Genomic DNA, 25,110 nt, shown 5'->3' with positions numbered 1-25,110 from the left:
GACGGAAATGCTGAAGTAATCCAACTCGGGGTGTAGCTTAGCCTGGTAGAGCGCTACGTTCGGGACGTAGAGGCCGGAGGTTCGAATCCTCTCACCCCGACCAAAATATCTCCACAAGGATCAACGATTTATCGGTCCTTTTTTCACTCGATGCGCCTATCGAGATAGAGTCAATCCTACATCAGGTTGCCTTAAGGATGTCCCGTCAAGTTGGCGGGACATTTTCTTTTTTACTCTTATCCTTCACGTCAGCATTCATGGCTGCAAGCTTCATGGCCAGAAACGCTGGATTCGCGGCTAACGTTCTGGGTTGCCGCGATGCGTTCTGGGTTGCCGCGATAACGCGGGAACATCGAGTGAGCAACCACCCTTCGTACTTGCGTGACAAACGCGAAATACCGCCGCCCGATCCCTCGGCTCTCAAGGTGCCTCATAGCCGACGGCTGTGTTGGTACGAGCGCGAGGTTCTCGCGCGAATCGATGCCAACCGGGAACCTCCGCCCCCGGCTGCTCGGCGCCCGCGCGGCTGCCCTACAAAAGCGCAGCACACAGCCTGGCAGCAGCAAGCGCCGGCGCCACTCCCGCACGCGAAGGGGATGCGATGACAATCGGCGTGCAGATCGATCCCCAAGCGTGGCGTGCCGGCGTCGATGCGGACGATGCGGGTCACGCCATGACACCGTGCCCCGCCGGTCTCGGCCCACTCTCCTACTTTTCGGGCTGGATTGAAAAGGATGCCAAGCATCAAGGGAATGCAAACAACCGACCGGACGCCGGCGCCAGTATGCTGCCCACCGGGCTACAGCACGGACGCCATCGGCGCTCTGATATAGTTGACTTCATCGTCTATTAGCCGGCATCCGGCTTTTTCGCGTGGAAACTCTCCCTCTTTGGGCGCAAATTAGCGCCGTAGTCGTGCTACTGCTCATATCGGGCTTTTTTTCGATCTCGGAAACCGCGATGATGGCGTTGAACCGTCATCGGCTCAAGCATTTGGCGGGCAAGGGCGTGATGGGTGCAAAGACAACGCAGGGCTTGCTCGCGCACACCGACCAGTTGCTGTCCGTGATTCTGATCGGCAACAATCTGATGAACGTCATCATCCCGGTGCTCACGACATCGATCGCGCTGCACACGTTCGGCAACCACAGTGCGGTGCTATCGATCACCACCGGGATCGTCGCATTTTTGATCATCGTGTTCGCCGAGATCACGCCGAAGATCGTCGGCGCGACCTATCCCGAAAAGATCGCGCTGCCGGCCAGTCTCGTTATCAAGCCGCTGATCACCCTCGCCCGCCCGCTGGTCTGGTTCGTCAATACGCTGGCTAACGGTATCTTGTTCGTGCTGCACATCAATACGAAAGGCGCACGGGAGGACCTGCACATGTCCAACGACGAGTTGCGCAGCGTCGTACTGGAATCGAGCAGCTTCATGCCAAGCAAGCACCGCAGCATCCTGCTGAACCTGTTCGACCTGGAGAGTATCTCGGTCGATGACGTCATGATCCCGCGCCGGCGCATCGAGGCGCTGGACTTCGATGCGCCGTTCGACCAGTTGGTCCAGCAGTTGGAAACCTGCTATCACAACAAGTTGGTCGTCTATCAGGGCGACATTGACCGCGTGCTCGGCATGCTTCATGTGCGCAAGACCCTGGCCGCGCTGCACAACCAGGAATTTAAGCGCGAAAAGCTGCGCGAGTTGCTCACACAGCCCTATTTCGTACCCAGCGGCACGCCGGTTTTCCAACAGTTGCAGTACTTCCAGGAGAACCGGCACCGGATGGCGCTGGTCGTCAATGAATATGGCGAAGTCCAAGGACTCGTGACGCCGGAGGACATCATCGAAGAGTTGATCGGCGAGTTCACGACGACATTGCCACGCACGGCAAGCGGCGCGGCAGGCGGCTGGAACACGCAAGGGGAATGCATCGTTGCGGGCAGCATCCCGTTACGGGAGCTGAACCGTCGGCTTGGCCTGCGGTTGCCGCTCGATGGTCCCAAGACGTTGAATGGGCTGATTCTAGAACGACTGGAAGCCATTCCGGAAGGCGACGTGAGCCTAGTGGTCAGCGACACGCGCATGGAGGTCATGCAGATCGACAACCAAGCCATCCGCACGGTGAAACTATTCCGGCCCGCGCGGTTGGACGCCGCGCACGCTGCAGCGGCGCGGCAGCACGCCCGCTAGCCTATCGGCAAAAACGGTACGCCGACCCGGCAGTACGCCAACGCGATTCGCCGTTCGGCCGAATGGCGCGGGCGCTACAAGCGCGCGACGATACGCGGGTATCCATCGTATTGCGCTGTCCGCGCATCGCCAGCATGCCCCATCACACGTTGTTTGCGACCGTGCCGCCATCCACGCCGACACACGGCGCCGATCTCACCCCTATGCAGCCCTCGGCTGCGCAGGCCGTGCCGCGCGGACCCGATGCGCACGCACCTTCCCGTTTCACGGAGCCGGTACGCTGCGCCGCGGCGCCAATTGCCACCGTGCCGACGCCGCGTATCGCGCAACGTGCTCGCGCCAACGCTCACGCGCGGCCATCAGACGACACTGACGCGCCAGCAGTACGCCTGCTGGACGATCTATTCGCACAAGCCAGTGCGTGTCGCGCCTCGGATATCCATATCGAGCCAGGCCGACACCAATGGCACATTCGGCTGCGGATCGACGGCCGGCTACATCGCCTCGACAATCCGCCCGCGCACCTGCGTGACGCCGTCACCACACGGATCAAAGTGTTGGCGCGGCTGGACATCGCGCAGCGGCGCGCGCCCCAGGACGGCCGGTTGCGCATCGCGGTGTCCGGCGCCGGATTCGATGAATTCCGCGTGTCGACGCTGCCCACGGTATTCGGCGAAAAAGTGGTGCTGCGCCGCCTTGATGCGCTGCCCGATGGGTTGGATCTGACAGGACTGGGCTTTGATGCCACCCAGTTGTGCGCCGTACAGCATGCGTTGCGCGCCCGACAGGGCATGGTGCTGGTCACCGGGCCCACGGGCAGCGGCAAGACGCTGACGCTCTATACCTTCATGCGCGAACTCGATCGCGATGCGTTCAATCTTTGTACGATCGAGGACCCGTCCGAGATCGAGCTTGCCGGCATCAACCAGGTGTCGGTCAACGACCGGGCAGGCCTGGGTTTCGCAGCGGTGCTGCGCGCGTTGCTGCGACAAGACCCGGACGTGATCATGGTCGGCGAGATCCGCGATACGGAAACCGCCTCGGTCGCCATCAACGCCGCACAGACCGGGCATTTGCTGCTTGCTACGCTGCACACCAATGATGCGCCGGCGACGCTCGCGCGACTCACGGACCTGGGCGTGGAACCGTACAACGTGGCGGCAGCGGTCAAGCTGATTACGGCGCAACGGCTGGTGCGGCGGTTATGCAGCGCGTGCCGACTCGCCGATACGCCCGACCCCGTCGCGCTGCGTGCAGCCGGCATGACGGCCGCGCATGTTGACCAAGCGTTGGCGGGCTGTTGGCAATCCTATCGACCGGTTGGCTGCACGGCATGCCGCGGCACCGGCTTTGCGGGTCGCTGCGCCATCCATCAGGTAGTACCCGTGACCGCCGCACTGCAACAGCGCATCGCAGCACGGACGCCGACCCATGCGCTGGCAGACGCGATGCGCGCAGCCGGCCTGCAAACATTGCGGCAATCCGCGCTCGCGCGCGTGCGCGATGGAACGACATCGCTGCATGAAGCCCTTGCGGTGACGGACGACGCGTGATGGACTGGCGCGCGATGCAGCCCCCGATCAAAGCCGCTTCGCCCCGTCGGCCGGCGATGTCTCGCTTCCATTGGCGAGGCATCGGCGCCGACGGCCGCCGCCGTCGCGGCACGCTCGTGGCGCTCGACGCGCGTTCGGCACTCGAGCGTATTCGGCGCGACAGGATTGTCGCGGTCGAGCTTATCGAGGTCCGCGCACGGTGGAGCCCACGCGTACGCCACGCCGATCTGACGCGCGCCACGCGACACCTGGCCATGCTGCTGCGCAGTGGACTGTCGCTGCAACCCGCGTTGGCGCTGGTGGCGCAGCACGCGGGCATGCCGCTGAAACCCCTATTCGAAACAGTGCTGCGAGACATCACAGAAGGCAGTACGCTGTCCAGGGCGCTGCAACGCCACGACCGTGTGTTTCCGGCCGCGTACTGGCGGCTAGTCGAGCTTGCGGAACACACCGGCTCGCTCGATACGATCCTCGCTCAACTGGCGGACACCCGGGATCGCGTGGCCGCACAACGTGCGCGGCTGCGCAACGCGCTATGGTATCCGACGCTAATCCTCGCGCTGGCACTGGGCCTGTGTGCGCTACTGCTGGCCTGGGTGGTACCGACATTCGAACGGGTGTTCGCCGGATTCGGATCGCAGTTGCCAAGGCCCACGCGGATCGTGGTCGCGCTGTCCCGGCAGTTGCTGACGCACGGCCCGGCAATGGTTGCGGCGGGAGGACTCGGAATCGCGTGCGGCATGCTTGCCTGGCAACGCTCGCCACGATTTCGCCTGCACCTGCATGCACTGCTGTTGCGTGCGCCGCTCGTGGGCCCCATCGTACAGCGCGTGGCCATCGCGCGCTGGAGCCATGCGCTGGGCCAGGTTCTCGATGCCGGCATCGCCCTGGCCGACGGGTTCGACGCCGTGGACGGCATCAGCGGCAATGCCGCGATGGACGCGGCAACATGCGACATCGCGGCTCGCGTGCGCGTCGGCGCAAGCCTGGCCGATGCCATGCGTGCCAGCACCTGCTTTCCGCCCGACGTTGTGGCCACGATCGCGCTTGCCGAACAAGCCGGCACGCTCGGCACGACGCTGGCCGATATCGGCGCTTGGAATGACCGGCTCGTGGCGGAACGAATCGGCCTGCTCGCACAACTGGCCGAACCGCTTATCATTGTCGGGCCCGGTGCGCTGATTGCCGCGCTCGTGGTCGCCATGTATTTGCCCATTATCGAGATGGGCAACATCATGTGATTTCAATCAGGTAGCATCGCGTACCGTTCCTCGCTGGCCACCGACATGCATTCGTTTTCTGTCATTGCCCCACACGGCCCCGGCCACTGGATCGCCGGCTTCGCCGACGCCTTCTTGATGCTGCCGGTTGCTTGGCAGTATGCTTTCGCATGCGTGCTCGGATTGGTCATCGGCAGTTTCCTGACCGTCGTCGTACACCGCGTGCCGCAGATGCTTGAACACGCATGGCAGCAAGAACTGGCCGGCTACCTGCCGCAAAATGCCCAGCACGCGTTGAGCGCAGAAAGCGATGGGCACGATGCCGTGCCCAATCCGGCGCCCGAGCAAAGGCCCGCCCCGTTGTCGCAGACCGATTTACCACGTCGCTATAACCTGTGGGTGCCACGCTCGGCGTGTACTGCATGCGGACATACGCTGCGCTTGCACGAGAATATCCCGTTGCTCAGCTTTATCACATTGCGCGGACGATGCTCGGCATGCAGCACGCGGATCCGTTGGCGCTATCCGTTGATCGAATCTGCCTGTGCACTGTTCGCGGCGCTCTCGCTCGCGGCGTTCGGCCCCACGCCTACGGCGCTTATCGCCTTTGCGTTCTGCGCCGCACTGCTCGCGATGAGCGCCATCGATCTGGAAACCAAGCTGCTGCCCGATTCGCTGACGTTGCCGCTGCTCTGGGCGGGGCTGCTAATCAATCTACATGCCGTATTCGCGCCCCTGGACGCGGCCGTGATCGGTGCGGCGGCCGGGTATTTGTCGCTGTGGGCCGTCTACTGGCTGTTCAAGCTCGTGCGCGGCGCTGAGGGTATCGGCTACGGCGACTTCAAGTTGTTTGCCGCCATTGGCGCCTGGTTCGGCTGGAGCCCACTGTTGCAAGTGATACTGGTTGCCTCGGTGTGTGGCGCGATCGTCGGCCTTGGCGCCACGCTTGCCAAGCGGATGCGCCTGGAGGAGCCGTTGCCGTTCGGTCCGTTTTTGGCGGGGGCAGCGGTGCTCACGCTGTTCGGCGGCACACCGCTCTATCGGCTGCTCGGAGGTTGACGATGTTCAAGGTGGGACTCACGGGCGGGATCGGCAGTGGCAAGACAACGGTCGCCAATGCTTTCGCCGCCTATGGCGTGCCGATCGTGGACACTGATCTGATCGCGCATCGCGTCACCGCGCCAGGCGGCGCGGCGATACCCGGCATCCGGACACAGTTCGGTGCCACCTTCATCACGGCGCAAGGCGCACTGGACCGCGCGCGGATGCGCGAGTTAGTGTTCAGCAACACGCAAGCGAAGCAACAGCTCGAAGCGATCGTGCACCCACTGATCCGCATCGAGACGGAACGCGAAATGCAAGCGGCGAGCGGTCCCTACGTGATCTGTGTCGTGCCGTTGCTGGTTGAGGCAGGCAATTGGCGCGAACGTGTTAATCGCGTGCTGGTGGTGGATTGTGCGGTGCAGACGCAGGTCGAGCGCGTCATGCGGCGCAATGGTTTCACGCGCGAACAGGTGCAAGCCATCATTGCACGTCAGGCCACGCGGCAGACGCGACTCGCGGCCGCAGACGATATCATCGTCAATGAGGCCGACACCATCGAGCCACTGCTGCCGGAAATCGCATTGCTGCATCAGCGCTATTTGTCATTGGCGCGCGATAGTGCACCATCGTAAATCGGCGTGCACCGGTGGCATGCGACGCAGCACGACTTTCGTGGCGCATTTCGTGGCGATTGCTAGGGGAATTCGCGCGCATTAGAATGGGCGCAAATTGCCGTCCCTGTCCGGCATTTTCAAAGTGAAAGGCACCTACGCTTGATTCTCTACGAGTATCCATTCAATGAGCGCATTCGAACACTGTTGCGCCTCGAAGATCTGTTCGAGCGCTTTACGTTTTTCCTGACTCAAGAAGACCCGAGAGAGCACCACGTCGCACTGACCACGCTGTTCGAGATCGCGGAAGTGACGGGCCGCAGCGACTTGAAGTCGGATCTGATGAAGGAGCTTGAGCGCCAGCGCCAGGCCTTGGCACTGTTTCGCGGCAATCCCGGGATCGAACAAGGCGCGCTCGAGACCGTCCTCGCGGAAATCGAGCAAACGCTGGCCGGCCTTGCGCAGATGCAAGGAAAAACGGGTCAACATCTGGCCGACAATGAATGGCTAGCCAGCATCCGCAGTCGGGCCATCATTCCCGGCGGAACTTGCCGCTTCGATCTGCCGTCGTATTACGCATGGCAGCACAGCGCTGCGGAGCAGCGCCGCGCGGATATCATGAAATGGGCAATACCGTTGTTGCCGCTACGCGACGCGACAGTGATCGTACTGCGGCTTGCCCGCGAATCGGGGCAAGCTGCGAAGGTCATGGCGATGCAGGGCAGCTATCAGCAAATGTTGTCAGGGCGAACCTATCAATTGATGCAAGTGCGTGTGGCGTCGGACCTGCGGGTCATTCCCGAGGCCAGCGCCAACAAGTACATGCTGTGGGTGCGCTTCACTGCGCAGGACGGCGACATGCGGCCGCGCGCTGTCGATGTCGATGTGCCATTCCAACTGACGCTGTGCAACCTGTAATCCGAATAATCCAACCCTTGCCGATATGACGACCGTCGTCAACTGCCCGACTTGCGGCAAAAAGGTCGAATGGAAGCCGGAAAGCCGGTTCCGTCCTTTTTGTTCCATGCGCTGCAAGCAAATCGATCTCGGCGCGTGGGCAACCGGGAAATACACGATCGGCGGCGATGAGCGCCCGGCCGATGAGCCGCATGGCGACCCGCAGAAACCGGGCGGGCTGAACTGAGGCTTAACCCCGTTCAGCGTCGAGCCAGTCGATCACCGGCAACGCCGCCGGCAGCAGCGGCGCAACCTGGACCGGGGGCGCCTGCCAGACAAACGCCTGCCCTTCTCGACCGCTCGGCTCACCGCTCCACCGAGTCACCTTGCAGAAGAACAACCGCACGTAAGCGTGCGGGTAGTCATGTTCGAGGATCCGCCAGCGCACGCAGTCGGCAATCGTCACGCCGAGTTCCTCATGCAACTCGCGCGCCAATGCGTCCTCGACGCTTTCGCCCGGCTCCAGCTTGCCGCCCGGAAATTCCCAGTAGCCCTCGTATGGCTTGCCGGCGGGCCGCTGCGCGAGCAGGAAACGCCCATCCTCGTGCAGCATCACGCCGACGGCCACTTCGGTGATCCGGCGCCCATCAGCAGTATGCGTAGCGGCGTGCGCCTGCGGCACATCGTGCGGTGCGACCGTATCCGGCGTCATAGTCGGGCGCTCCGAGGTCATTGGGCTTGCTGCCGCCGGCCGGACCAGTCCCGAGCAAACTGCCACGCCACCCGACCCGAACGCGAGCCGCGCTCCAGCGCCCAGACCAGCGCGTCGCCCCGCGCGGCATCGATCTGCGCATCACTGCACGCAAAATGCCTGAGCCAATGCGCGACGATCGCCAGATAGTCGTCCTGCTTAAACGGATAGAAGCTGACCCACAGCCCGAAGCGCTCGGACAGCGAAATCTTCTCCTCGACCACTTCGCCCGGATGGATCTCGCCATCCGTCGTGTGTCGATAGGTCTCGTTGTCGCGCATGTACTCGGGCAGCAAATGACGACGGTTCGACGTCGCGTAGATCAGCACGTTATCGGACTGGGCCGCAATCGAGCCGTCCAAGGCCACCTTCAACGCCTTGTAGCCGGACTCGCCTTCCTCGAACGACAGGTCATCGCAAAACACGACGAACCGCTCCGGGCGCGAGGCAATCTGCTCGACGATGTCGCCCAGATCGTGCAGATCGTCCTTGTCGACTTCGATCAGGCGCAGGCCTTCGGGCGCGAACCGGTTCAAGCAGGCTTTGATCAGCGACGACTTGCCGGTGCCGCGCGCGCCCGTCAGCAGCACGTTGTTCGCCGGCAGGCGCCGCACGAACTGACGGGTGTTCTGCTCGATCAGCGCCTTTTGCCGGTCAATGTTTTGCAAGTCGGACAACTGGATCGTCGGCGGATGGGCAACCGGCTGCAAAAAACCCCGCCCCTGCCGCGAGCGCCAGCGGAACGCAATGGCCGCGTCCCAGTCGGTAGCCGGCGTGGCCGGCGGCAACACGGCCTCCAGGCGCTCGAGCAGCGCCTCAGCGCGCGTCAAAAATTGTTCAAGCTTGTCCATCGCAATCGATCTCCAGCGGTACGGTCATGTCCCTCAGTGGGGGTCAAGAGCGGTAATCGGCATTGATGGACACGTAGTCGTGCGACAGGTCGCAGGTCCAGAGGGTCGCCTGAGCATCGCCGCGCGCCAAGCACACGCGAATCGTGATTTCGCTTTGCTTCATCACGCGCTGGCCGTCCTCCTCGCGATAGTCGGGATGGCGGCCGCCGGCCTTGGCCACCAGCACGTCGTCCAGGTACAGCTCAATGCGGCTCACATCCAGGTCAGCAATGCCGGCGTAGCCGATCGCCGCCAGAAGCCGGCCCAGGTTGGGGTCGCACGCATAGAAAGCAGTCTTGACCAGCGGCGAGTGGCCGATCGCATAGGCCACTTGCCTGCACTCGTCGACACTGCGGCCCGCCTCGACGCGCACCGTCATGAATTTCGTCGCCCCTTCGCCGTCGCGCACGATTAATTGCGCAAGGGTCTGCGCGAGCTGCGTCAGCGCGTCGCGCAACGCGCGGTAGGCGGCGCTTTGCGTGGACGTGATCACCGGCAGCGTCGAGCGGGCGGACGCCACGACGATGAACGAGTCATTCGTCGACGTATCGCCATCAACGGTAATGCAGTTGAACGATTGGTCGGCCACGTCCTTGACCAGTGTGTCCAGCACGGGCTGGGTAATCGCTGCATCGGTCGCGACGAACCCTAGCATCGTGGCCATGTTCGGCTTGATCATTCCGGCGCCCTTGCTAATCCCGGTCAGCGTGACCGTATGGCCGTCGATGTCGAGTTGCCGCGAGGCGGCCTTGGGCAGCGTATCGGTCGTCATGATCGCCTGCGCGGCTTCGTACCAGTGCGCCGGCGCGAGTTGTGCAACGGCTTGCGGCAATCCTGCCTTGAGCCGCTCGATCGGTAGCGGCTCAAGGATCACGCCAGTGGAGAACGGCAGCACCTGCTGCGCGTCGATGCGCAGCAGCCGCGCCAATTCCGCACAACTGTCGCGGGCATGCGCCAAACCCGGCTCACCGGTCCCGGCGTTCGCATTGCCGGTATTGACGAGCAGTGCCCGAATCGGCGCGGCGCCGCCACGCGCCAACGCGAGATGTTCACGACACACGGTGACCGGCGCAGCGCAAAAGCGGTTCGTGGTGAACACGCCGGATACCGTGGCGCCATCATCGACGGCGATCACCAGTACATCCTTGCGATTCGGTTTGCGCAGATTGGCTTCGGCCCAGCCAAGCGTGACGCCGGGCACGGGATGAAGCGACGCGGGATCGATCGAGGGGAAATTGACGGCCATGATTGCAAGCGCTGGTCAGAGAAAAAGCCGCCCGCGGGCGCGGCGGGCAGCATCGGACAGGAACGGGACCACCCCGCCCGCGGAGCACATCACGCGAGCCGACCGTGGCACTGCTTGTACTTCTTGCCACTGCCGCACGGACACGGATCGTTGCGGCCGACCTTTGGATACGGGTTGTCGCGCGCGGCCAACGACGACTGGCCGGCGGCGAAGTCCAGTGACAATCCGGGGGTCGCATGGGGCCCGGGCACCATCGGTGACACGCGTGGCAGCGCATCGGCGAGCGCGGCCTCAGCACCGGTGGCCTGGGCAAAGTCGGCGTGTCGGAACTCAACGTTCGCCAAATGGCCCGCCTGCTCTTCATATTGTTCGGCCGCCGCTTCGAGTTGCTCCGGTGTCTGAATCTGCACGTTCATCACAATGCGCGTGACCTCGTGCTTGACTGCGTCCAGCATTGCGGCAAACAGCTCGAATGCCTCGCGCTTGTATTCCTGCTTCGGATTCTTCTGCGCATAGCCGCGCAGGTGAATGCCCTGGCGCAGATGCTCGAGCGCGGCCAGGTGCTCGCGCCAACGCGAGTCCAGCGTCTGCAGCATCGCCGAGCGCTCGAAGCCGCTGAACGCGTCGCGGCCGACCTGCGCGACCTTCGCCTCGTACGCTTCGTCACTCGCCGCGATCACCGCGTCGAGTACCTCGTCGGCCTCGATTGTGTCCGCCTCGTTCACCATCTCCTGCAACGCGAGATCGAGCTGCCACTCGTTGCGCAACGCCTCCTCGAGCGCCGGCACATCCCACTGCTCCTCGATGCTACCCGCCGGCACATAGGTGCGCACCACCTCAGTCAGCACGCCATGCCGCATCGCGCCAATCGTCTCGTGGATGTCCTGCGCCTCCAACAACTCGTTGCGCTGCTGGTAGATCACCTTGCGCTGGTCATTGGAGACGTCGTCATACTCGAGCAATTGCTTGCGGATATCGAAGTTACGGGCCTCGACCTTGCGTTGCGCCGATTCGATCGACCGCGTCACGATGCCGGCCTCAATCGCCTCACCTTCCGGCATCTTCAGCCGGTCCATGATCGCGCGCACACGGTCACCGGCGAAGATGCGCAGCAACGGATCCTCGAGCGACAGGTAGAAGCGCGATGAACCGGGATCGCCCTGGCGGCCCGCCCGTCCGCGCAACTGGTTGTCGATCCGGCGGGACTCGTGCCGCTCGGTGCCGATGATGTGCAGCCCACCGGCCGCCTTGACCTGCTCGTGCAGCGTTTGCCATTCGTCGTGGATCTGCTGGATCCGACGGCGCTTCTCGTCGTCGCTGATCGACGCATCGGCTTCGATCAGCGACGCCTGCTTGTCCGGGTTGCCGCCGAGCACGATGTCGGTGCCGCGGCCCGCCATATTGGTCGCGATCGTAATGCGCTTCGGACGGCCAGCCTCGGCGACGATCGCCGCCTCACGCGCGTGCTGCTTCGCGTTGAGCACCTCGTGTGGCAACCCGGCCTGCTTGAGCAGGTGCGACAGCAGCTCGGAATTCTCGATCGACGTGGTGCCAACCAGCACCGGCTGTGCGCGCTCGTAGCAGTCGCGGATATCGCGGATCACCGCGTCATAGCGCTCCTTCGCGGTCTTGTAGATCTGGTCCTGGCGATCCGCGCGCTTGGACGGCCGGTTGGTCGGGACCACGACCGTCTCGAGTCCATAGATCTCGTTGAACTCGTACGCCTCGGTGTCCGCCGTACCGGTCATGCCGGCCAGCTTGGCGTACATCCGGAAGTAATTCTGGAACGTGATCGACGCCAGCGTCTGATTTTCCGCCTGGATCTTCACATGCTCCTTCGCCTCGACAGCCTGGTGCAGGCCGTCCGACCAGCGCCGGCCCGGCATCAAACGTCCGGTGAACTCATCGACGATGATCACCTCGCCGTTCTGCACGACATAGTGCTGATCGCGGAAGAACAGCGTATGCGCGCGCAGCGCCGCATACACGTGATGCATCAGCGTGATGTTCTGCGGTGCATAAAGACTTTCGCCATCGCCAATGAGGCCCCATTCGGCCAACAGCCGCTCGGCCTTCTCGTGACCCGATTCAGTCAGGAATACCGAGCGTGCCTTCTCGTCCAGCGTGTAGTCACCCGGCTTTTCGACGCCGCTACCATCGGCCTTTTCCTCGCCAATTTGGCGCTCCAGCAATGGCGGCAACGCATTCATCCGCACATACAGCTCGGTGTGATCCTCGGCCTGCCCCGAAATAATCAGCGGCGTGCGCGCCTCGTCGATCAGAATCGAGTCGACCTCATCGACAATCGCGAAATTCAGCCCGCGCTGTACACGCGCATCGGTCTCGTAGACCATGTTGTCGCGCAGGTAGTCGAAGCCGAATTCGTTGTTCGTGCCATACGTGATGTCCGACGCGTAAGCTTGCTGCTTCTGGCCGTGCTCCATCTGCGACAGGTTGATGCCGACGGACAAGCCGAGGAAGTTGTAAAGCCGGCCCATCCATTCCGCATCGCGCTGCGCGAGATAGTCGTTGACCGTCACCACATGCACGCCGCGCCCAGACAGCGCGTTCAGGTACGCCGCCAGCGTGGCCACCAGCGTCTTGCCCTCGCCGGTGCGCATTTCGGCGATTTTGCCGTAGTGCAGCGCCATGCCACCGATCAGCTGTACGTCGAAGTGTCGCATCTTCAGCACGCGGCGGCTCGCTTCCCGACACACCGCGAATGCCTCCGGCAGCAGCTTGTCGAGCGACTCCCCAGCCGCCACGCGCTGCCTGAACTCGTCGGTTTTCGCGCGCAATTGCTCGTCCGTCAGCTTTTCGATCTGCGCCTCCAGCGCATTGATCGTCGTGACAGTCTTTTGATACTGTTTGATCAGCCGCTGGTTGCGACTGCCAAAAATCTTTTGCAGAAAACCGGTGGTCATCGGATCGGGATCTCGAGTCGGCACGCGACGCTGGATCGGCGCGACTCTCGCACGACCCGTTGGCGAACGGCGGTTCGACGGCTGTGTCCAGTTGGATTCAAAGGCGCGATTTTATCACGCCGACTGTGTACTGCCCGCGTCAGGGAGCGCTCGCGCGCGGTTGTCAACCCGTGCGGCCGATCAGCGGCGCGATATCGTCGAAGCCGGTCACCAGCGGCTACAATGGCGTAGATACGTCGACTCCCCGACGACCGCGAGCCGCAAGTCCCCTGCACGAGTGCCATGAGCCGCTATTCGCCCTATCCGTTGCCGCGCAAGCCGTTCACGCCCCGGCCACTCACCGAGTTGATGTCGTCCAGCGCCGAGTTGGCCGCGCTGCAAGCCGGCGTGCGACAGGTAGCGGCGCTGGAAGCGGCGCTGCAAGCCGTGCTGCCCGGTTATCTGGCCAGCCATGTGCATGCCGGTCCGATCAAGGATCAGGCATTGACCCTTTTTGCAGCCCACAATGCGTTGGCCGCTCGGTTACGCCATCTGGAGCCCACCGTGCTGACCGAGTTGCAGCAGCGCGGTTTCGCACTGCGCGCGATCAAGATCCGCGTGCGCCCGCAAGCGCCGGCCGCTGCTGCGCAGATCAAGCAAGCCCGGGTTTCAGTAGCCGGCGCTGATTGTCTTCGCGAGTTGGCCGACGCATTGGAGCCTTCGCCGCTGCAGCAAGCCGTCGCCCGCATGGCGCAGCGGCATACAGGCCGCCGCCGCGCTTAGCGCAACTTCATGCGTACACCGCCTGCGGATCGTAGGCAAAGCCCCGCGGCGCCGCTTTCTGGTCGGCAAACGTGACGATCTCGTACGCGTCCTCGTGGGCGAGCAATTCGCGCAGTAGCGCATTGTTCAAGCCGTGACCGGACTTGTACGCGGTGTACGATGCCAGCAATGGATAGCCGACCACGTACAGATCGCCGATTGCGTCTAGCATCTTATGTTTCACGAACTCGTCGCCATAGCGCAGGCCGTCGTTATTCAACACGCGGTACTCATCTAGCACGATTGCGTTGTCCATGCTGCCGCCTCGAGCCAGGCCCAATTCGCGCATCATTTCGACTTCGTGCGCGAAGCCGAATGTGCGAGCCCGCGCGATCTCGCGCACATAAGACGTGTCGGCAAAATCGACCTCCAGTTCCTGGCCGGTCTTGTCCACCGCCGGGTGACGGAAGTCGATCGTAAACTTCAGCTTGAAACCGAAGTATGGCTCCAGCCGGGCGAACTTGTCCGCATCACGCACTTCGACCGGCCGCGTGACCTTGATGAACTGCTTGGCGGCAGCCTGCTCGTCGATCCCGGCCGACTGGATCAAGAATACGAACGACGCCGCGCTGCCATCCATGATCGGGATTTCCTCAGCCGTCACGTCGACATACAGATTATCAATCCCGAGCCCCGCGCAGGCCGACATCAAGTGCTCGACGGTCGATACCCTCGCGCCGTCCTTTTCCAGCACCGACGCAAGGCGCGTATCGCCAATCGACATCGCGCTGGCCGGAATATCAACCGGCACGGCCAAGTCGGTGCGACAAAACACAATTCCGGTATTGGCAGCAGCCGGACGCAGCGTCAACTCGACCTTGCGCCCGGAGTGCAGGCCGATGCCAACCGTCTTCACGATCGATTTGATGGTCCGCTGCTTCAACATCGTCTTGACTCTTAATAGGTTATTCTAATCGCAGGTTTTAAACCCATAGCTATTAGTATACTCGACTTGCGAAACTCCCGCTTTTATCAACCTGTATGAAACTGTTTCCCGTTGTTACGGTTTCCGCATTGAGCGGAGGATAAAGCGGCCCGATACCTGGAAGGAGGCGGTTCCCAGGCACCGGGCCGTGTGACAGCAGTGCGAAAAACACTCGCGCGCGCGTTGCCAGCACGCAACAGCGGTCGCTATCGCGCCTCAGCTGCACCGTCGGTGAACCACACGCCCTGCCCGGGGCGTGCTATCACTGCTGCACTTGCACCTCTTTGTCGGCCAAGCGCCGACAGTCGCGATCAGCGTCCGTCATGCCACCAGAGCGCAACGCCGCATCCGCTGTTTCTTCAGCGGGCAGCAAGCGGGGCCGGGCATCTGGCGGGATGCCAACCTTGCGCGTCCAGCCCAGCGCGGTCCGCGTCGCTGCGACGCCCGCGTCGGACGCTCGGATCAATCAGCTTGCTTGCGCAGGAATGCCGGGATGTCGTACGTGTCCACACCCTTTTCTTGCAAAGCCTGCACGTGCGATGCGGCGGTTTCCCGCGAGCTGCGCCACACCGCCGGCGTATCCAGCGCGCCATAATCGGTCGCGCCCGGCGCGGCGGCATAGCTAACCGGCTGCGCAGCGATCGGATGATTATCCGTGCCGGTGCGCAGCAGCGTCATCGGCGCCGCCTGCTGCTTCTTGACGGCGCGGCCAAGACCCGTCGCCACTACGGTGACCCGCATCGCATCGCCCATCGCGTCGTCATACACCGCGCCGAAAATCACCGTCGCATCGTCGGCCGCGTAGCTCTTGATCGTGTTCATCACCTCGCGGGTTTCCGACAGGCGCAGCGAGCGGCTCGACGTGATGTTGACCAGCACGCCTCGCGCGCCGGACAGGTCCACGCCCTCGAGCAGCGGGCTAGCCACGGCTTGTTCGGCCGCCAGCCGCGCGCGATCGACGCCGGCCACCGTCGCGGTGCCCATCATCGCCTTGCCCTGCTCGCCCATCACGGTCTTGACGTCCTCAAAGTCCACGTTCACGAGGCCATCGACGTTGATGATCTCGGCAATGCCGGCCACCGCGTTATGCAACACGTCGTCCGCGCACTGGAAGCACTTATCCATCTCAGCGTCGTCGCCCATCACGTCGAACAGCTTGTCATTGAGCACGACGATCAGCGAGTCAACATGCGATTCAAGCTCCTGCGAGCCCGCTTCGGCCACCCGCATGCGCTTGCCGCCCTCAAACTCAAACGGCTTGCTCACGACACCTACCGTCAGGATGCCCATCTCCTTGGCAATTTGCGCGACCACAGGCGCGGCACCGGTACCGGTGCCGCCGCCCATGCCCGCCGTGATGAACACCATGTGCGCGCCGCGCAGCGCATCGGCAATCCGCTCGCGAGCCTCCTCAGCGGCGGCGTGCCCCATGTCGGGTTTCGCCCCGGCGCCAAGACCGGTTTTACCCAGTTGGATTACGGACGGTGCCTTGGAGCGGTTCAGCGCTTGAGCATCGGTATTCATTACGATGAAATCGACGCCCTGCACGCCACGGTTGATCATGTGCTGGACGGCATTGCCGCCAGCGCCACCGATCCCGACGACCTTGATGATCGTGCCGTTGGTTTCGGTTTCCAGCATTTCGAATTCCATTAGTGCCTCCGTCAAGTATTAAGCGACTTCGCTCGGCGTTACGCAGTGGCGAAATCGGGCAATTCCGTCACCGTGCACTGGCCGCCGCCGCCAGCGCGTTGCGAAACGACTTCAAAAATTACCTAGGAACCATTCCTTCATTCGGGACCACACCTGCGTGGCAGAACCGGACTGTGTGGCGACCTTGCGCCCACGCATGCGCTGTGAACGTCCCTCCACCAGCAGTCCCATCGCGGTCGAATACCGCGGGTTGCGCACCACGTCCGCCAGGCCGCCGGCATATTCCGGCACGCCGATGCGCACCGGTTTGAGAAAGATGTCCTCGCCCAGTTCAACCATGCCGGCCATCATCGCCGCGCCACCGGTCAACACCACGCCGGAACTCAGCAACTCCTCGTAGCCGGACTCGCGCACGACTTGCTGGACAAGCGAAAACAGCTCCTCCACGCGCGGCTCAATCACCGCCGCCAGTGCCTGGCGAGACAGCACCCGCGGGCCGCGCTCACCCAGCCCCGGGACCTCGATCATCTCGTCCGGATCGGCCAGTGCCTGCTTGGCGATCCCGTAGGTTACCTTGATATCCTCCGCGTCCGGCGTCGGCGTGCGCAGCGCCATCGCGATGTCGCTGGTGACTTGATCGCCCGCAATCGGGATCACGGCGGTATGGCGGATCGCACCCTCGCTGAAAATCGCGATGTCGGTGGTCCCGCCGCCGATGTCAACCAGCACGACACCAAGCTCCTTCTCGTCCTCGGTCAGCACGGCCAGGCTCGACGCGAGCGGCTGCAGGATCAAATCGTTGACCTCCAGTCCGCAGCGACGCACACATTTGACGATGTTCTGCGCGGCCGAGACAGCGCCCGTCACGATGTGCACCTTCACCTCCAGCCGGATGCCGCTCATGCCAATCGGCTCGCGCACGTCTTCTTGGCCGTCAATGATGAATTCCTGCGTCAGGATGTGCAGCACCTGCTGGTCAGTCGGAATATTGATCGCCTTCGCGGTCTCAATCACGCGCGCGACGTCCGCCTGCGTGACCTCCTTGTCCTTGATCGCCACCATGCCGCTTGAATTGAAGCTACGAATGTGGCTGCCGGCGATGCCGGTGAACACGTTGGTAATCTTACAGTCGGCCATCAGTTCGGCCTCCTCCAGCGCGCGCTGGATCGACTGAACCGTCGCCTCGATATTGACGACCACGCCCTTTTTCAGACCCTTCGAGTCGCTTTGCCCAAGCCCAATCACTTCATAGCGGCCCTCGCCCTTCAACTCGGCGACAACGGCCACCACCTTCGACGTCCCGATGTCGAGGGCAACCAGCAGGTCCTTGTAGTCTTTGCTCATAGCGTGCTCAATTGCGAGTGTTGTCCGTTCATTGCGTCATGGACGCAGCTTTTTCGCCTTCGGCTCGTCAGGAATGAAGCGCATCCCTGCAGCACGGATCGCGAACCCGTTCGGGTAGCGCAAATCCACATATTCAATGTCGTTGCCCCAGCGCTGCGTGACCATCGGCCAGGCAACCACGAGCCGACGCGCACGGCTGGCCAGCGTATCCTTGTTGCGCTCGCGCCCCAGCTCCACCCGCATGCCATTGGTCAGCTTGATGGTCCAGGCGTAGCGCGGCGACAACGTGACCTCCTCCGGCTTCGCACCCAACGGCTCGAACCAGTTCTGGAAATCGTGGTATCGGGCCACGACGTCGCGCTCTGAGCCCATTGGGCCGGCAAACACCGGCAACTCGGCATCGGCCTCGGCCTGGTTGGCCGTGAAGACCTCGCCATCGACGCTGACGAACTGGTCGCTGCCCCACGTACCCAGGGGCTTGTACTCCTCGAGCGTGACCGCCAGCGCATTTGGCCACACGCGACGCACGCTTGCGTGTCGCACCCATGGGATCTGCTCGAACGCAGCACGCGCGCCGTCCAGATTCACCGTGAAGAAATTGCCGTGTAGCTTGTCCAGCACGTTCGCGCGCACTGCCGGCCGATTGATGTGCTCGGTATCGCCATCGATCAGCAGCGTGCGCAGCGCGAAGGCCGGCCGCTGCAGCAGCCACAGGCCGGCACCGGCGAGCACGATTGCCAGCAGCACGGCATGCAGCGCGCTGGTAATCATGTTGAGCTGGCGCGGATTGTTCCACATGTCGGTAGCCGGGCGTCAATCCTTCAGCGTGAGCGCAAGCACGTTCACGAGCAGTTCGCTATACGAGATGCCGACCGCACGCGCCGCCTTCGGTGGCAATGAGTGATCGGTCATACCGGGCGAGGTGTTGACCTCCAGGAAATAGGGGTTGCCATCGCTGTCGAGCATGAAGTCAGCACGTCCCCAGGCGGTGCATGCGAGGACCTCGAACGCGCGGCGCGCGAGCGCCGTTAGTCGCTGCTCGTCGGCATCGCTCAAGCCGCACGGAATCAGGTACTGGGTATCGTCAGCGACGTATTTCGCATGGTAATCGTAGAACTCACCAGCCGGCACGATCCGGATCAGCGGCAACGGCAACGAGCCGGCGATGCACGCGGTGTATTCTCCCCCACCGTCGATGCTCTTCTCCACCAGCACGACCGGATCATGCCGCGCGGCCTGCGCCAGTGCATGCGGCAAATTGTCGGCCGCCTTGACCTTGAACACCGCGACGCTTGAGCCTTCGGTCGCCGGCTTGACGAACAGCGGCAACCCGAGTTTCGCCACGATCTGCTGCGCCCGCATGTCGTAGTCCTCGCCACGCAGTACCGTGTCGAACGGCGGCGTCGGGATCCCGAGCTGCTGCCAAATCAGTTTTGTGCGGAACTTGTCCATGCCCAGTGCCGAGCCGAGCACGCCCGGGCCGGTGTAGCGGATCCCGTAGAAGTCGAGTGCGCCCTGGATCTGGCCGTTTTCGCCATATCCGCCGTGCAACGCAATGAACGCGCGCGCGAACCCTTCGTCCTTAAGCGCCGACAAGGGCCGCTCCTTCGGATCGAACAAGTACGCGTCCACGCCGGCGTCGCGCAGTCCCTGGCACGCCAGCCGACCGGACACGAGCGACACGTCGCGCTCGGACGACTCACCGCCATAGAGCACCGCCACTTTACCGAATGCCTTTGGATCAATCGCGCGCATCTTCATGCCCTTTGCTCCTGCGTGAGCCGCGCCGGCACGCCGCCGATCGAGCCCGCCCCCATCGTCATCACGACGTCGCCGTCGGCGACCATCGCCGCCAGCGCGTCCGGAATCTCGTCGAGGGTGTCGACAAACACCGGTTCAACCCTGCCAGCCACGCGGATGGCCCGCGCCAGCGCGCGACCGTCCGCGGCCACGATCGGTGCCTCGCCGGCCGCGTAGACCTCGGTCAGCACCAGCGCGTCCACCGTCGAGAGCACCTTGACAAAGTCCTCGAAACAATCGCGCGTGCGCGTGTAGCGGTGCGGCTGGAACACGAGAACCAACCGCCGGTCCGGAAATGCGCCGCGCGCCGCGGCGATCGTCGCGGCCATCTCGACCGGATGGTGGCCATAGTCGTCGATCAACAAGTACGCACCGCCGCGCGTGAGCGGCACTTCGCCATAACGCTGGAAACGCCGGCCCACGCCGTTGAATTCAGCGAGCGCCGACTGGATATCGGCATCGGCCACCTCCAGCTCAGTGGCGATTGCAATGGCCGCAAGCGCGTTCTGCACGTTGTGCGTGCCGGGCAAGTTCAGCACGATGTCCAGCGGCGCCGCGTCGGCGCGATGGACGGTGAAATGCATCCGTCCGTCCCTGGCGCACACATGGGTGGCACGCACATCCGCCTCCTGCGCGAACCCATAGCGGATGATCGGCTTGGACACGAACGGCAGAATCTCGCGCACGTTCGGGTCGTCCACGCACAGCACCGCGATGCCGTAGAACGGCAACCGATGCGTGAACTCGATAAACGCCTGCTTGAGCCGGGCGAAGTCATGGCCATACGTATCCATGTGGTCGGCATCGATGTTCGTGATGACTTCGATCACCGGGAACAGGTTGAGGAACGATGCATCCGACTCGTCGGCCTCGGCCACGATGAAATCGCCCGTGCCAAGCCGTGCGTTTGCGCCCGCGCTGATGAGCCGCCCGCCGATCACAAAGGTCGGATCCAGCCCGCCGGCCGCCAGCACGCTGGCCACGAGACTGGTCGTCGTGGTCTTGCCGTGCGTGCCGGCAATCGCGATGCCTTGCTTGAGTCGCATCAACTCCGCGAGCATGACGGCGCGCGGCACGATCGGAATATGTCTGCGGCGTGCCTCAAGCACCTCGGGGTTGTCGGCGTGCACCGCCGTGGAGATGACGACCGCATCCGCGCCGTCGATATGCCGCGCGTCGTGACCGAACATGATGTGGGCGCCGAGCCCGCTCAACCGGTCGGTGACAACCGAGCGGCTCAGATCCGAGCCGCTGACCTGGTAGCCCAGGTTGACGAGCACTTCGGCGATACCGCTCATCCCGGCACCGCCGATCCCGACAAAGTGAATATGCTTAACGATGTGTTTCATTGCTTTCCTTGCGCACCGTGCCGCGACGCGTGCGATGCGTCTGCCACATCGCGCGTGACGAGCGACGCGCACACTTGTGCGACGCGCTCGGCGGCATCGGGCTTAGCCAGTTCGCGCGCGCGGGCCGCAACGCATGCGAGCGACGCGCGCGTCTGACCGCCAATCCAGTCCGCGAGTTTCTTCGCGGACAATTCATTTTGTTGCATGACGCTCGCCGCGTGATGCGCGACGAGAAATGCCGCGTTGCTCGTCTGATGGTCGTCGACGGCAAACGGGAACGGCACGAACAGCGCCGCCACGCCCACAGCGGCGATTTCCGAGACCGTCATCGCCCCGGAGCGACAAATCACGAGGTCGGCCTCGGCATAGGCGCGCGCCATGTCGTCGATAAACGGAACCAGCTCGATGCCGTCGCCCTGCACCAGTCCCGCGTCCGCGTAATGCGCACGCAACGCTTCGATATGCTTGGCACCGGCCTGGTGCACCACGTGTGGACGCTGCGCCGGATCGAGTAACGCCAACGCGCACGGCACCGTTTTGTTGAGCGCCGCGGCGCCGAGGCTGCCGCCGACCACCAGCACGCGCAACGGGCCAGTGCGCGCCGCGTAGCGCACCTCGGGCGGGGCCACGGCGGCCAGTTCCGCGCGGATCGGGTTACCAGTCCAGTGCGCGCCAGGCAGCGCGTCGGGAAAGGCGACCAGCACGCGGCGCGCGAGCCTGGACAACAGCTTGTTGGCCAGGCCCGCAATCGAATTTTGCTCGTGTAGCACCAATGGAATGCGCGCAAGCACGGCCATCACGCCAGCCGGAAACGTGATGTAGCCGCCCATGCCGAGCACGACGTCGGGTTGCACGCGGCCGAGCACCGCGCGACTTTGCAGGCACGCGCGCAGCAGGTTCAGCGGCAAGCGCAGCTTCGTGGCAATGCCCTTGCCACGCACGCCGCCAAAGCGCACGAACTCGACCGCAATGCCGTACTTGGGCACCAATGTCGCTTCCATTGCGTTCGGATTGCCAAGCCATACGACCCGCCAGCCCTGTGCCTGCATCCGCTGCGCGACCGCCAGCCCGGGAAACACATGGCCGCCGGTGCCACCCGCCATCACAAGCAGCGTGCGTGCGCTCATACCTTGCCTCCGCGCATCAGCACCCGGTTCTCGTAATCGACGCGCATCAGCAGCGACAGCGCCACGCAGTTGAGCAAGATCCCAGAGCCGCCATAGCTGACTAGCGGCAGCGTCAACCCCTTGGTCGGCAGCAGGCCGAGGTTCACCCCCATGTTGATGAACGTCTGCGCGCCGACCCATAGGCCGATGCCTTTCGCGACCAATCCGGCGAACGTGCGATCCAATGCGAGCGCCTGGCGGCCGATTTCGAACGCGCGCCGCACGATCCAATAAAACAGCAAAATCACGAAGACCACGCCGACAAAGCCAAGCTCTTCCCCGATCACCGCAAGAATGAAGTCGGTGTGCGCCTCAGGTAAATAGTTGAGCTTCTCGACGCTGCCGCCCAGGCCGACTCCGAACCACTCGCCGCGTCCGAATGCGATCAGCGAATGGGTGAGCTGGTACGCCTTGCCTTGCGCATAGCGGTCGTCCCACGGATTCAGGTACGCAAAGATGCGCTCGCGACGCCACGGCGAGGCCCAGACCAGCATGGCGAACGTGCCAATGGCGGTCAGCGCCAGGCCGCCGAACAGCCGCCCGCTCACACCGCCCAAGAACAACACGCCCATCGCGATCGCCGCGATCACCATGAACGCGCCCATGTCCGGCTCCAGCAGCAGCAGCGCGCCGACTACGCCGACTGCGAGCGCCATCGGCAGGAAGCCCTTTGTGAACTGGTGCATGTACTCCTGTTTGCGGACCGTATAGTTGGCCGCGTAGATCGTCACCGCTAACTTCATAATTTCCGACGGCTGCATATTCGTGATGCCCAGTGGGATCCACCGGCGCGCGCCGTTCACGCCCTTGCCCAGGTGAGGTATCAGCACGATCACCAGCAACAGCAACGCGACAAGAAAGAAACGCGGCGCGTACTTGTCCCAAGTCTTGACCGGAATACGAAACGCCACCAGCGCGCAGAGCACACCGGTCACGAGCGACACAACGTGCCGCACGAGGAAATGGTATGGCGTATAGGCCGAGTACTTGGGCGAGTCGGGCAGCGCGATCGACGCTGAATACACCATCACGAGTCCGAGCGACAACAGCGCGATCGTCACCCAGAGCAGCGAGTGGTCATAGTCACGCATGCGTGAGCGCAACGGGCGAATGCCGCTGACCGCACTCGCCAGCCCCACGCCGCGTGCCGGGGTGGCGGCGCCGACTCCGTCGCTAGGCACTGCGTAGCGGCACCCAGCGAGCCTTGCTGCGATCCGCTGCGCCCGGCTCATAGCACCCCTCCCTTATCGGCAGCGATGTCCTCGATCTCGCTGCGGAACACCTGCGCGCGCTGCGCATATCCGGAAAACATGTCCAGGCTTGCGCACGCGGGAGACAGCAGCACCGCATCCCCGGGCTGGGCGACGGCTGCCGCGGCACGCGTCGCCGCCTGCAGGCTCGGATGCAGAGCCAATTCGACGCCGGTATCGGCCAGTGCCGCGCGCAGCGCCGGCGCATCGCGGCCGATCAGCATCACAGCCCGGCACCAGCGCGCCACTGGCGCCGCAAGCGGCGCAAAATCCTGGCCCTTGCCGTCACCGCCCGCGATTAATACGATCCGCTGCGCGAGGCCGTCGAGCGCGGCCACGGTCGCGCCGACGTTGGTACCTTTGCTGTCATCGATATAGTCGACGCCGTCGATCGATCCAATCCACTCGACGCGATGCGGCTCGCCGCGGTACTCGCGCAAGCCGTGCAGCAACGCGGCGAGCGGCAGGCCAATCGACTGTGCCAGCGCAAGCGCGGCCATCGCATTGGTCGCGTTATGCAAGCCGCGAATGCGCAGGGCATCGACAGGCATGAGCCGCTTAAGCGCGATATCGGGCGCGAGCCCACCACTCTTGCGACGGCGATGCATCGCGCGTTGTTCGGATGCGTCGTTGCGCTCATGTGCCTGGAGCAGCCATGCGATGCCGCCATCGCGTTGGATACCGTAGTCGCCATCGTTCTGCGGCACGTTGAGTCCAAAGGTCCAATACGGCGCAATGGCATCGCCGGCCGGCACGCATGCCATCACGCGCGCATCATCGCGGTTCAATACGCGCAGCGTACGCAGCCCGAAGATCCGCCCCTTTGCAGCAGCATAGGCGTCCAGTCCGCCATGCCAGTCCAAATGGTCCTGCGTGATGTTGAGGATGACAGCTGCATCAGGTTCGAACGTGTGCGATGTCTCGAGTTGGAAGCTAGACAGCTCCAACACCCAGACGTCAGGCAGCTTCGCCGCGTCGATGGCCTCGGCCAGCTTGTCCAGCATGGCCGGACTGATGTTGCCGGCCACCGCGACGCTCCTGCCGGCCCGCTCGCACAGTAACCCGGTGAGCGCCGTGGTCGTCGTCTTGCCGTTCGTGCCCGTGACCGCCAGCACCTTGGGCTGGTAACCGTCAGTAGCCAGTGCGCGCAACGCCTGCGCAAAGAACTCTAGCTCGCCCCACACGTCAATGCCGCGCTCGCGGGCCGCGCCAATCAGTGCAGCCAGGTCCGCACCAAGCGGCGACAAACCGGGACTGATGGCCACTAACTCGATACCGCCATCGAGCAGCGCGGGACTGAACGCACCGCCGACGAATTCCGCGTCGATGCCCAGCGCCGCCCATTGCGACAGGTTCGGCGGCGCGGCGCGGGTATCGGCCACGCGCAAACGACAACCGTGGCGCGCGCACCAGCGCGCCATCGCCAGCCCCGATTCGCCGAGCCCCAGCACGAGCGTCGTCGGGCGTTGCCGTTCTCCGAACTTCTCACCGAACAT

23 protein-coding genes and 1 tRNA gene are annotated in these 25,110 nt (G+C 63.6%); 10 read left to right on the top strand and 14 right to left on the bottom strand.

Annotated features, from left to right (window positions below; translation table 11 throughout):
• The first annotated feature begins 26 nt into the window (after positions 1-26).
• The 9 genes from RBRH_RS01395 to RBRH_RS01355 all read left to right on the top strand — a co-directional run bounded on the left by RBRH_RS01395 (position 27) and on the right by RBRH_RS01355 (position 7,762).
• A tRNA-Pro gene (locus tag RBRH_RS01395) sits at positions 27-103 on the top strand.
• Positions 104-601: 498 nt separating this feature from the next.
• Entirely contained in the window at positions 602-853 is a 252-nt protein-coding gene (locus tag RBRH_RS01390) for a hypothetical protein (protein WP_041752994.1), read from the top strand.
• 20 nt (positions 854-873) lie between these two features.
• Entirely contained in the window at positions 874-2,190 is a 1,317-nt protein-coding gene (locus RBRH_RS01385; RefSeq protein WP_013434094.1) for an HlyC/CorC family transporter, read from the top strand.
• Positions 2,191-2,252: 62 nt separating this feature from the next.
• Entirely contained in the window at positions 2,253-3,743 is a 1,491-nt protein-coding gene (locus tag RBRH_RS01380; protein ID WP_013434093.1) for a GspE/PulE family protein, read from the top strand.
• A 14-nt stretch (positions 3,744-3,757) separates the two neighbouring features.
• A complete protein-coding gene (locus tag RBRH_RS01375; RefSeq protein WP_041753999.1) occupies positions 3,758-4,984 on the top strand; it encodes a type II secretion system F family protein in 1,227 nt (408 codons plus the stop codon).
• Positions 4,985-5,029: 45 nt separating this feature from the next.
• Entirely contained in the window at positions 5,030-6,022 is a 993-nt protein-coding gene (locus RBRH_RS01370; RefSeq protein WP_013434091.1) for a prepilin peptidase, read from the top strand.
• Between the two features lie 2 nt (positions 6,023-6,024).
• The gene (gene coaE / locus RBRH_RS01365; RefSeq protein ID WP_041752992.1) at positions 6,025-6,639 is read left to right on the top strand and encodes a dephospho-CoA kinase; all 615 of its coding nucleotides are present in this window, start codon (positions 6,025-6,027) and stop codon (positions 6,637-6,639) included.
• A gap of 141 nt (positions 6,640-6,780) precedes the next feature.
• Positions 6,781-7,536, top strand: coding sequence for a cell division protein ZapD (gene zapD, locus RBRH_RS01360; protein ID WP_013434089.1), 756 nt, complete (start codon positions 6,781-6,783; stop codon positions 7,534-7,536).
• Positions 7,537-7,561: 25 nt separating this feature from the next.
• Positions 7,562-7,762, top strand: coding sequence for a DNA gyrase inhibitor YacG (locus RBRH_RS01355; protein WP_013434088.1), 201 nt, complete (start codon positions 7,562-7,564; stop codon positions 7,760-7,762).
• A gap of 3 nt (positions 7,763-7,765) precedes the next feature.
• Here the strand turns inward: RBRH_RS01355 and RBRH_RS01350 are convergent, their stop codons facing one another.
• From RBRH_RS01350 to secA, 4 genes are all read right to left on the bottom strand, one after another.
• On the bottom strand, positions 7,766-8,227 hold the full coding sequence (locus RBRH_RS01350) for an NUDIX domain-containing protein (protein ID WP_049786332.1): 462 nt from the start codon (positions 8,225-8,227) through the stop codon (positions 7,766-7,768).
• Positions 8,228-8,244: 17 nt separating this feature from the next.
• Complete coding sequence (locus RBRH_RS01345; RefSeq protein ID WP_013434086.1) at positions 8,245-9,117, bottom strand: ATP-binding protein; 873 nt, start codon at positions 9,115-9,117, stop codon at positions 8,245-8,247.
• Between the two features lie 43 nt (positions 9,118-9,160).
• On the bottom strand, positions 9,161-10,402 hold the full coding sequence (gene argJ, locus RBRH_RS01340; protein ID WP_013434085.1) for a bifunctional glutamate N-acetyltransferase/amino-acid acetyltransferase ArgJ: 1,242 nt from the start codon (positions 10,400-10,402) through the stop codon (positions 9,161-9,163).
• 89 nt (positions 10,403-10,491) lie between these two features.
• Positions 10,492-13,326 (bottom strand): preprotein translocase subunit SecA, encoded by a 2,835-nt coding sequence (gene secA, locus RBRH_RS01335; RefSeq protein ID WP_041752990.1) that lies wholly within the window; start codon positions 13,324-13,326, stop codon positions 10,492-10,494.
• Between the two features lie 282 nt (positions 13,327-13,608).
• Here secA and RBRH_RS01330 point away from each other — a divergent pair, with 282 nt between their 5' ends.
• Positions 13,609-14,088, top strand: a complete 480-nt coding sequence (locus tag RBRH_RS01330; RefSeq protein ID WP_013434083.1) for a DciA family protein — start codon at positions 13,609-13,611, stop codon at positions 14,086-14,088.
• A gap of 7 nt (positions 14,089-14,095) precedes the next feature.
• On the opposite strand, the gene lpxC is transcribed toward RBRH_RS01330, so the two are convergent.
• The 10 genes from lpxC to murD form a co-directional block, all read right to left on the bottom strand.
• Positions 14,096-15,013 carry a UDP-3-O-acyl-N-acetylglucosamine deacetylase gene (gene lpxC, locus RBRH_RS01325; protein WP_013434082.1) on the bottom strand — a complete coding sequence of 306 codons (918 nt, stop codon included), beginning with the start codon at positions 15,011-15,013 and terminating at the stop codon, positions 14,096-14,098.
• Between the two features lie 301 nt (positions 15,014-15,314).
• Positions 15,315-15,518: a hypothetical protein gene (locus tag RBRH_RS01320; protein WP_013434081.1), complete on the bottom strand. Its 204-nt coding sequence runs from the start codon at positions 15,516-15,518 to the stop codon at positions 15,315-15,317.
• A complete protein-coding gene (ftsZ, locus tag RBRH_RS01315; RefSeq protein ID WP_041752989.1) occupies positions 15,515-16,705 on the bottom strand; it encodes a cell division protein FtsZ in 1,191 nt (396 codons plus the stop codon). The genes RBRH_RS01320 and ftsZ overlap by 4 nt, the downstream gene beginning before the upstream one ends.
• A gap of 111 nt (positions 16,706-16,816) precedes the next feature.
• Entirely contained in the window at positions 16,817-18,049 is a 1,233-nt protein-coding gene (gene ftsA, locus RBRH_RS01310) for a cell division protein FtsA (protein WP_013434079.1), read from the bottom strand.
• A 36-nt stretch (positions 18,050-18,085) separates the two neighbouring features.
• Positions 18,086-18,847: a cell division protein FtsQ/DivIB gene (locus tag RBRH_RS01305; RefSeq protein ID WP_013434078.1), complete on the bottom strand. Its 762-nt coding sequence runs from the start codon at positions 18,845-18,847 to the stop codon at positions 18,086-18,088.
• A 15-nt stretch (positions 18,848-18,862) separates the two neighbouring features.
• Positions 18,863-19,804 carry a D-alanine--D-alanine ligase gene (locus RBRH_RS01300; protein ID WP_041753997.1) on the bottom strand — a complete coding sequence of 314 codons (942 nt, stop codon included), beginning with the start codon at positions 19,802-19,804 and terminating at the stop codon, positions 18,863-18,865.
• A 2-nt stretch (positions 19,805-19,806) separates the two neighbouring features.
• The gene (gene murC / locus RBRH_RS01295; protein WP_041752987.1) at positions 19,807-21,198 is read right to left on the bottom strand and encodes a UDP-N-acetylmuramate--L-alanine ligase; all 1,392 of its coding nucleotides are present in this window, start codon (positions 21,196-21,198) and stop codon (positions 19,807-19,809) included.
• Positions 21,195-22,325, bottom strand: a complete 1,131-nt coding sequence (gene murG, locus RBRH_RS01290) for an undecaprenyldiphospho-muramoylpentapeptide beta-N-acetylglucosaminyltransferase (RefSeq protein ID WP_013434075.1) — start codon at positions 22,323-22,325, stop codon at positions 21,195-21,197. Before murG ends, murC begins: the two co-directional genes overlap by 4 nt.
• Complete coding sequence (gene ftsW / locus RBRH_RS01285) at positions 22,322-23,596, bottom strand: putative lipid II flippase FtsW (RefSeq protein WP_013434074.1); 1,275 nt, start codon at positions 23,594-23,596, stop codon at positions 22,322-22,324. Before ftsW ends, murG begins: the two co-directional genes overlap by 4 nt.
• Complete coding sequence (gene murD, locus RBRH_RS01280; RefSeq protein WP_013434073.1) at positions 23,593-25,110, bottom strand: UDP-N-acetylmuramoyl-L-alanine--D-glutamate ligase; 1,518 nt, start codon at positions 25,108-25,110, stop codon at positions 23,593-23,595. The genes ftsW and murD overlap by 4 nt, the downstream gene beginning before the upstream one ends.

The organism is Mycetohabitans rhizoxinica HKI 454 (assembly GCF_000198775.1).
Taxonomy (GTDB): Bacteria; Pseudomonadota; Gammaproteobacteria; order Burkholderiales; family Burkholderiaceae; genus Mycetohabitans; species Mycetohabitans rhizoxinica.
This window is presented reverse-complemented; position numbering and strand designations above follow the sequence as displayed.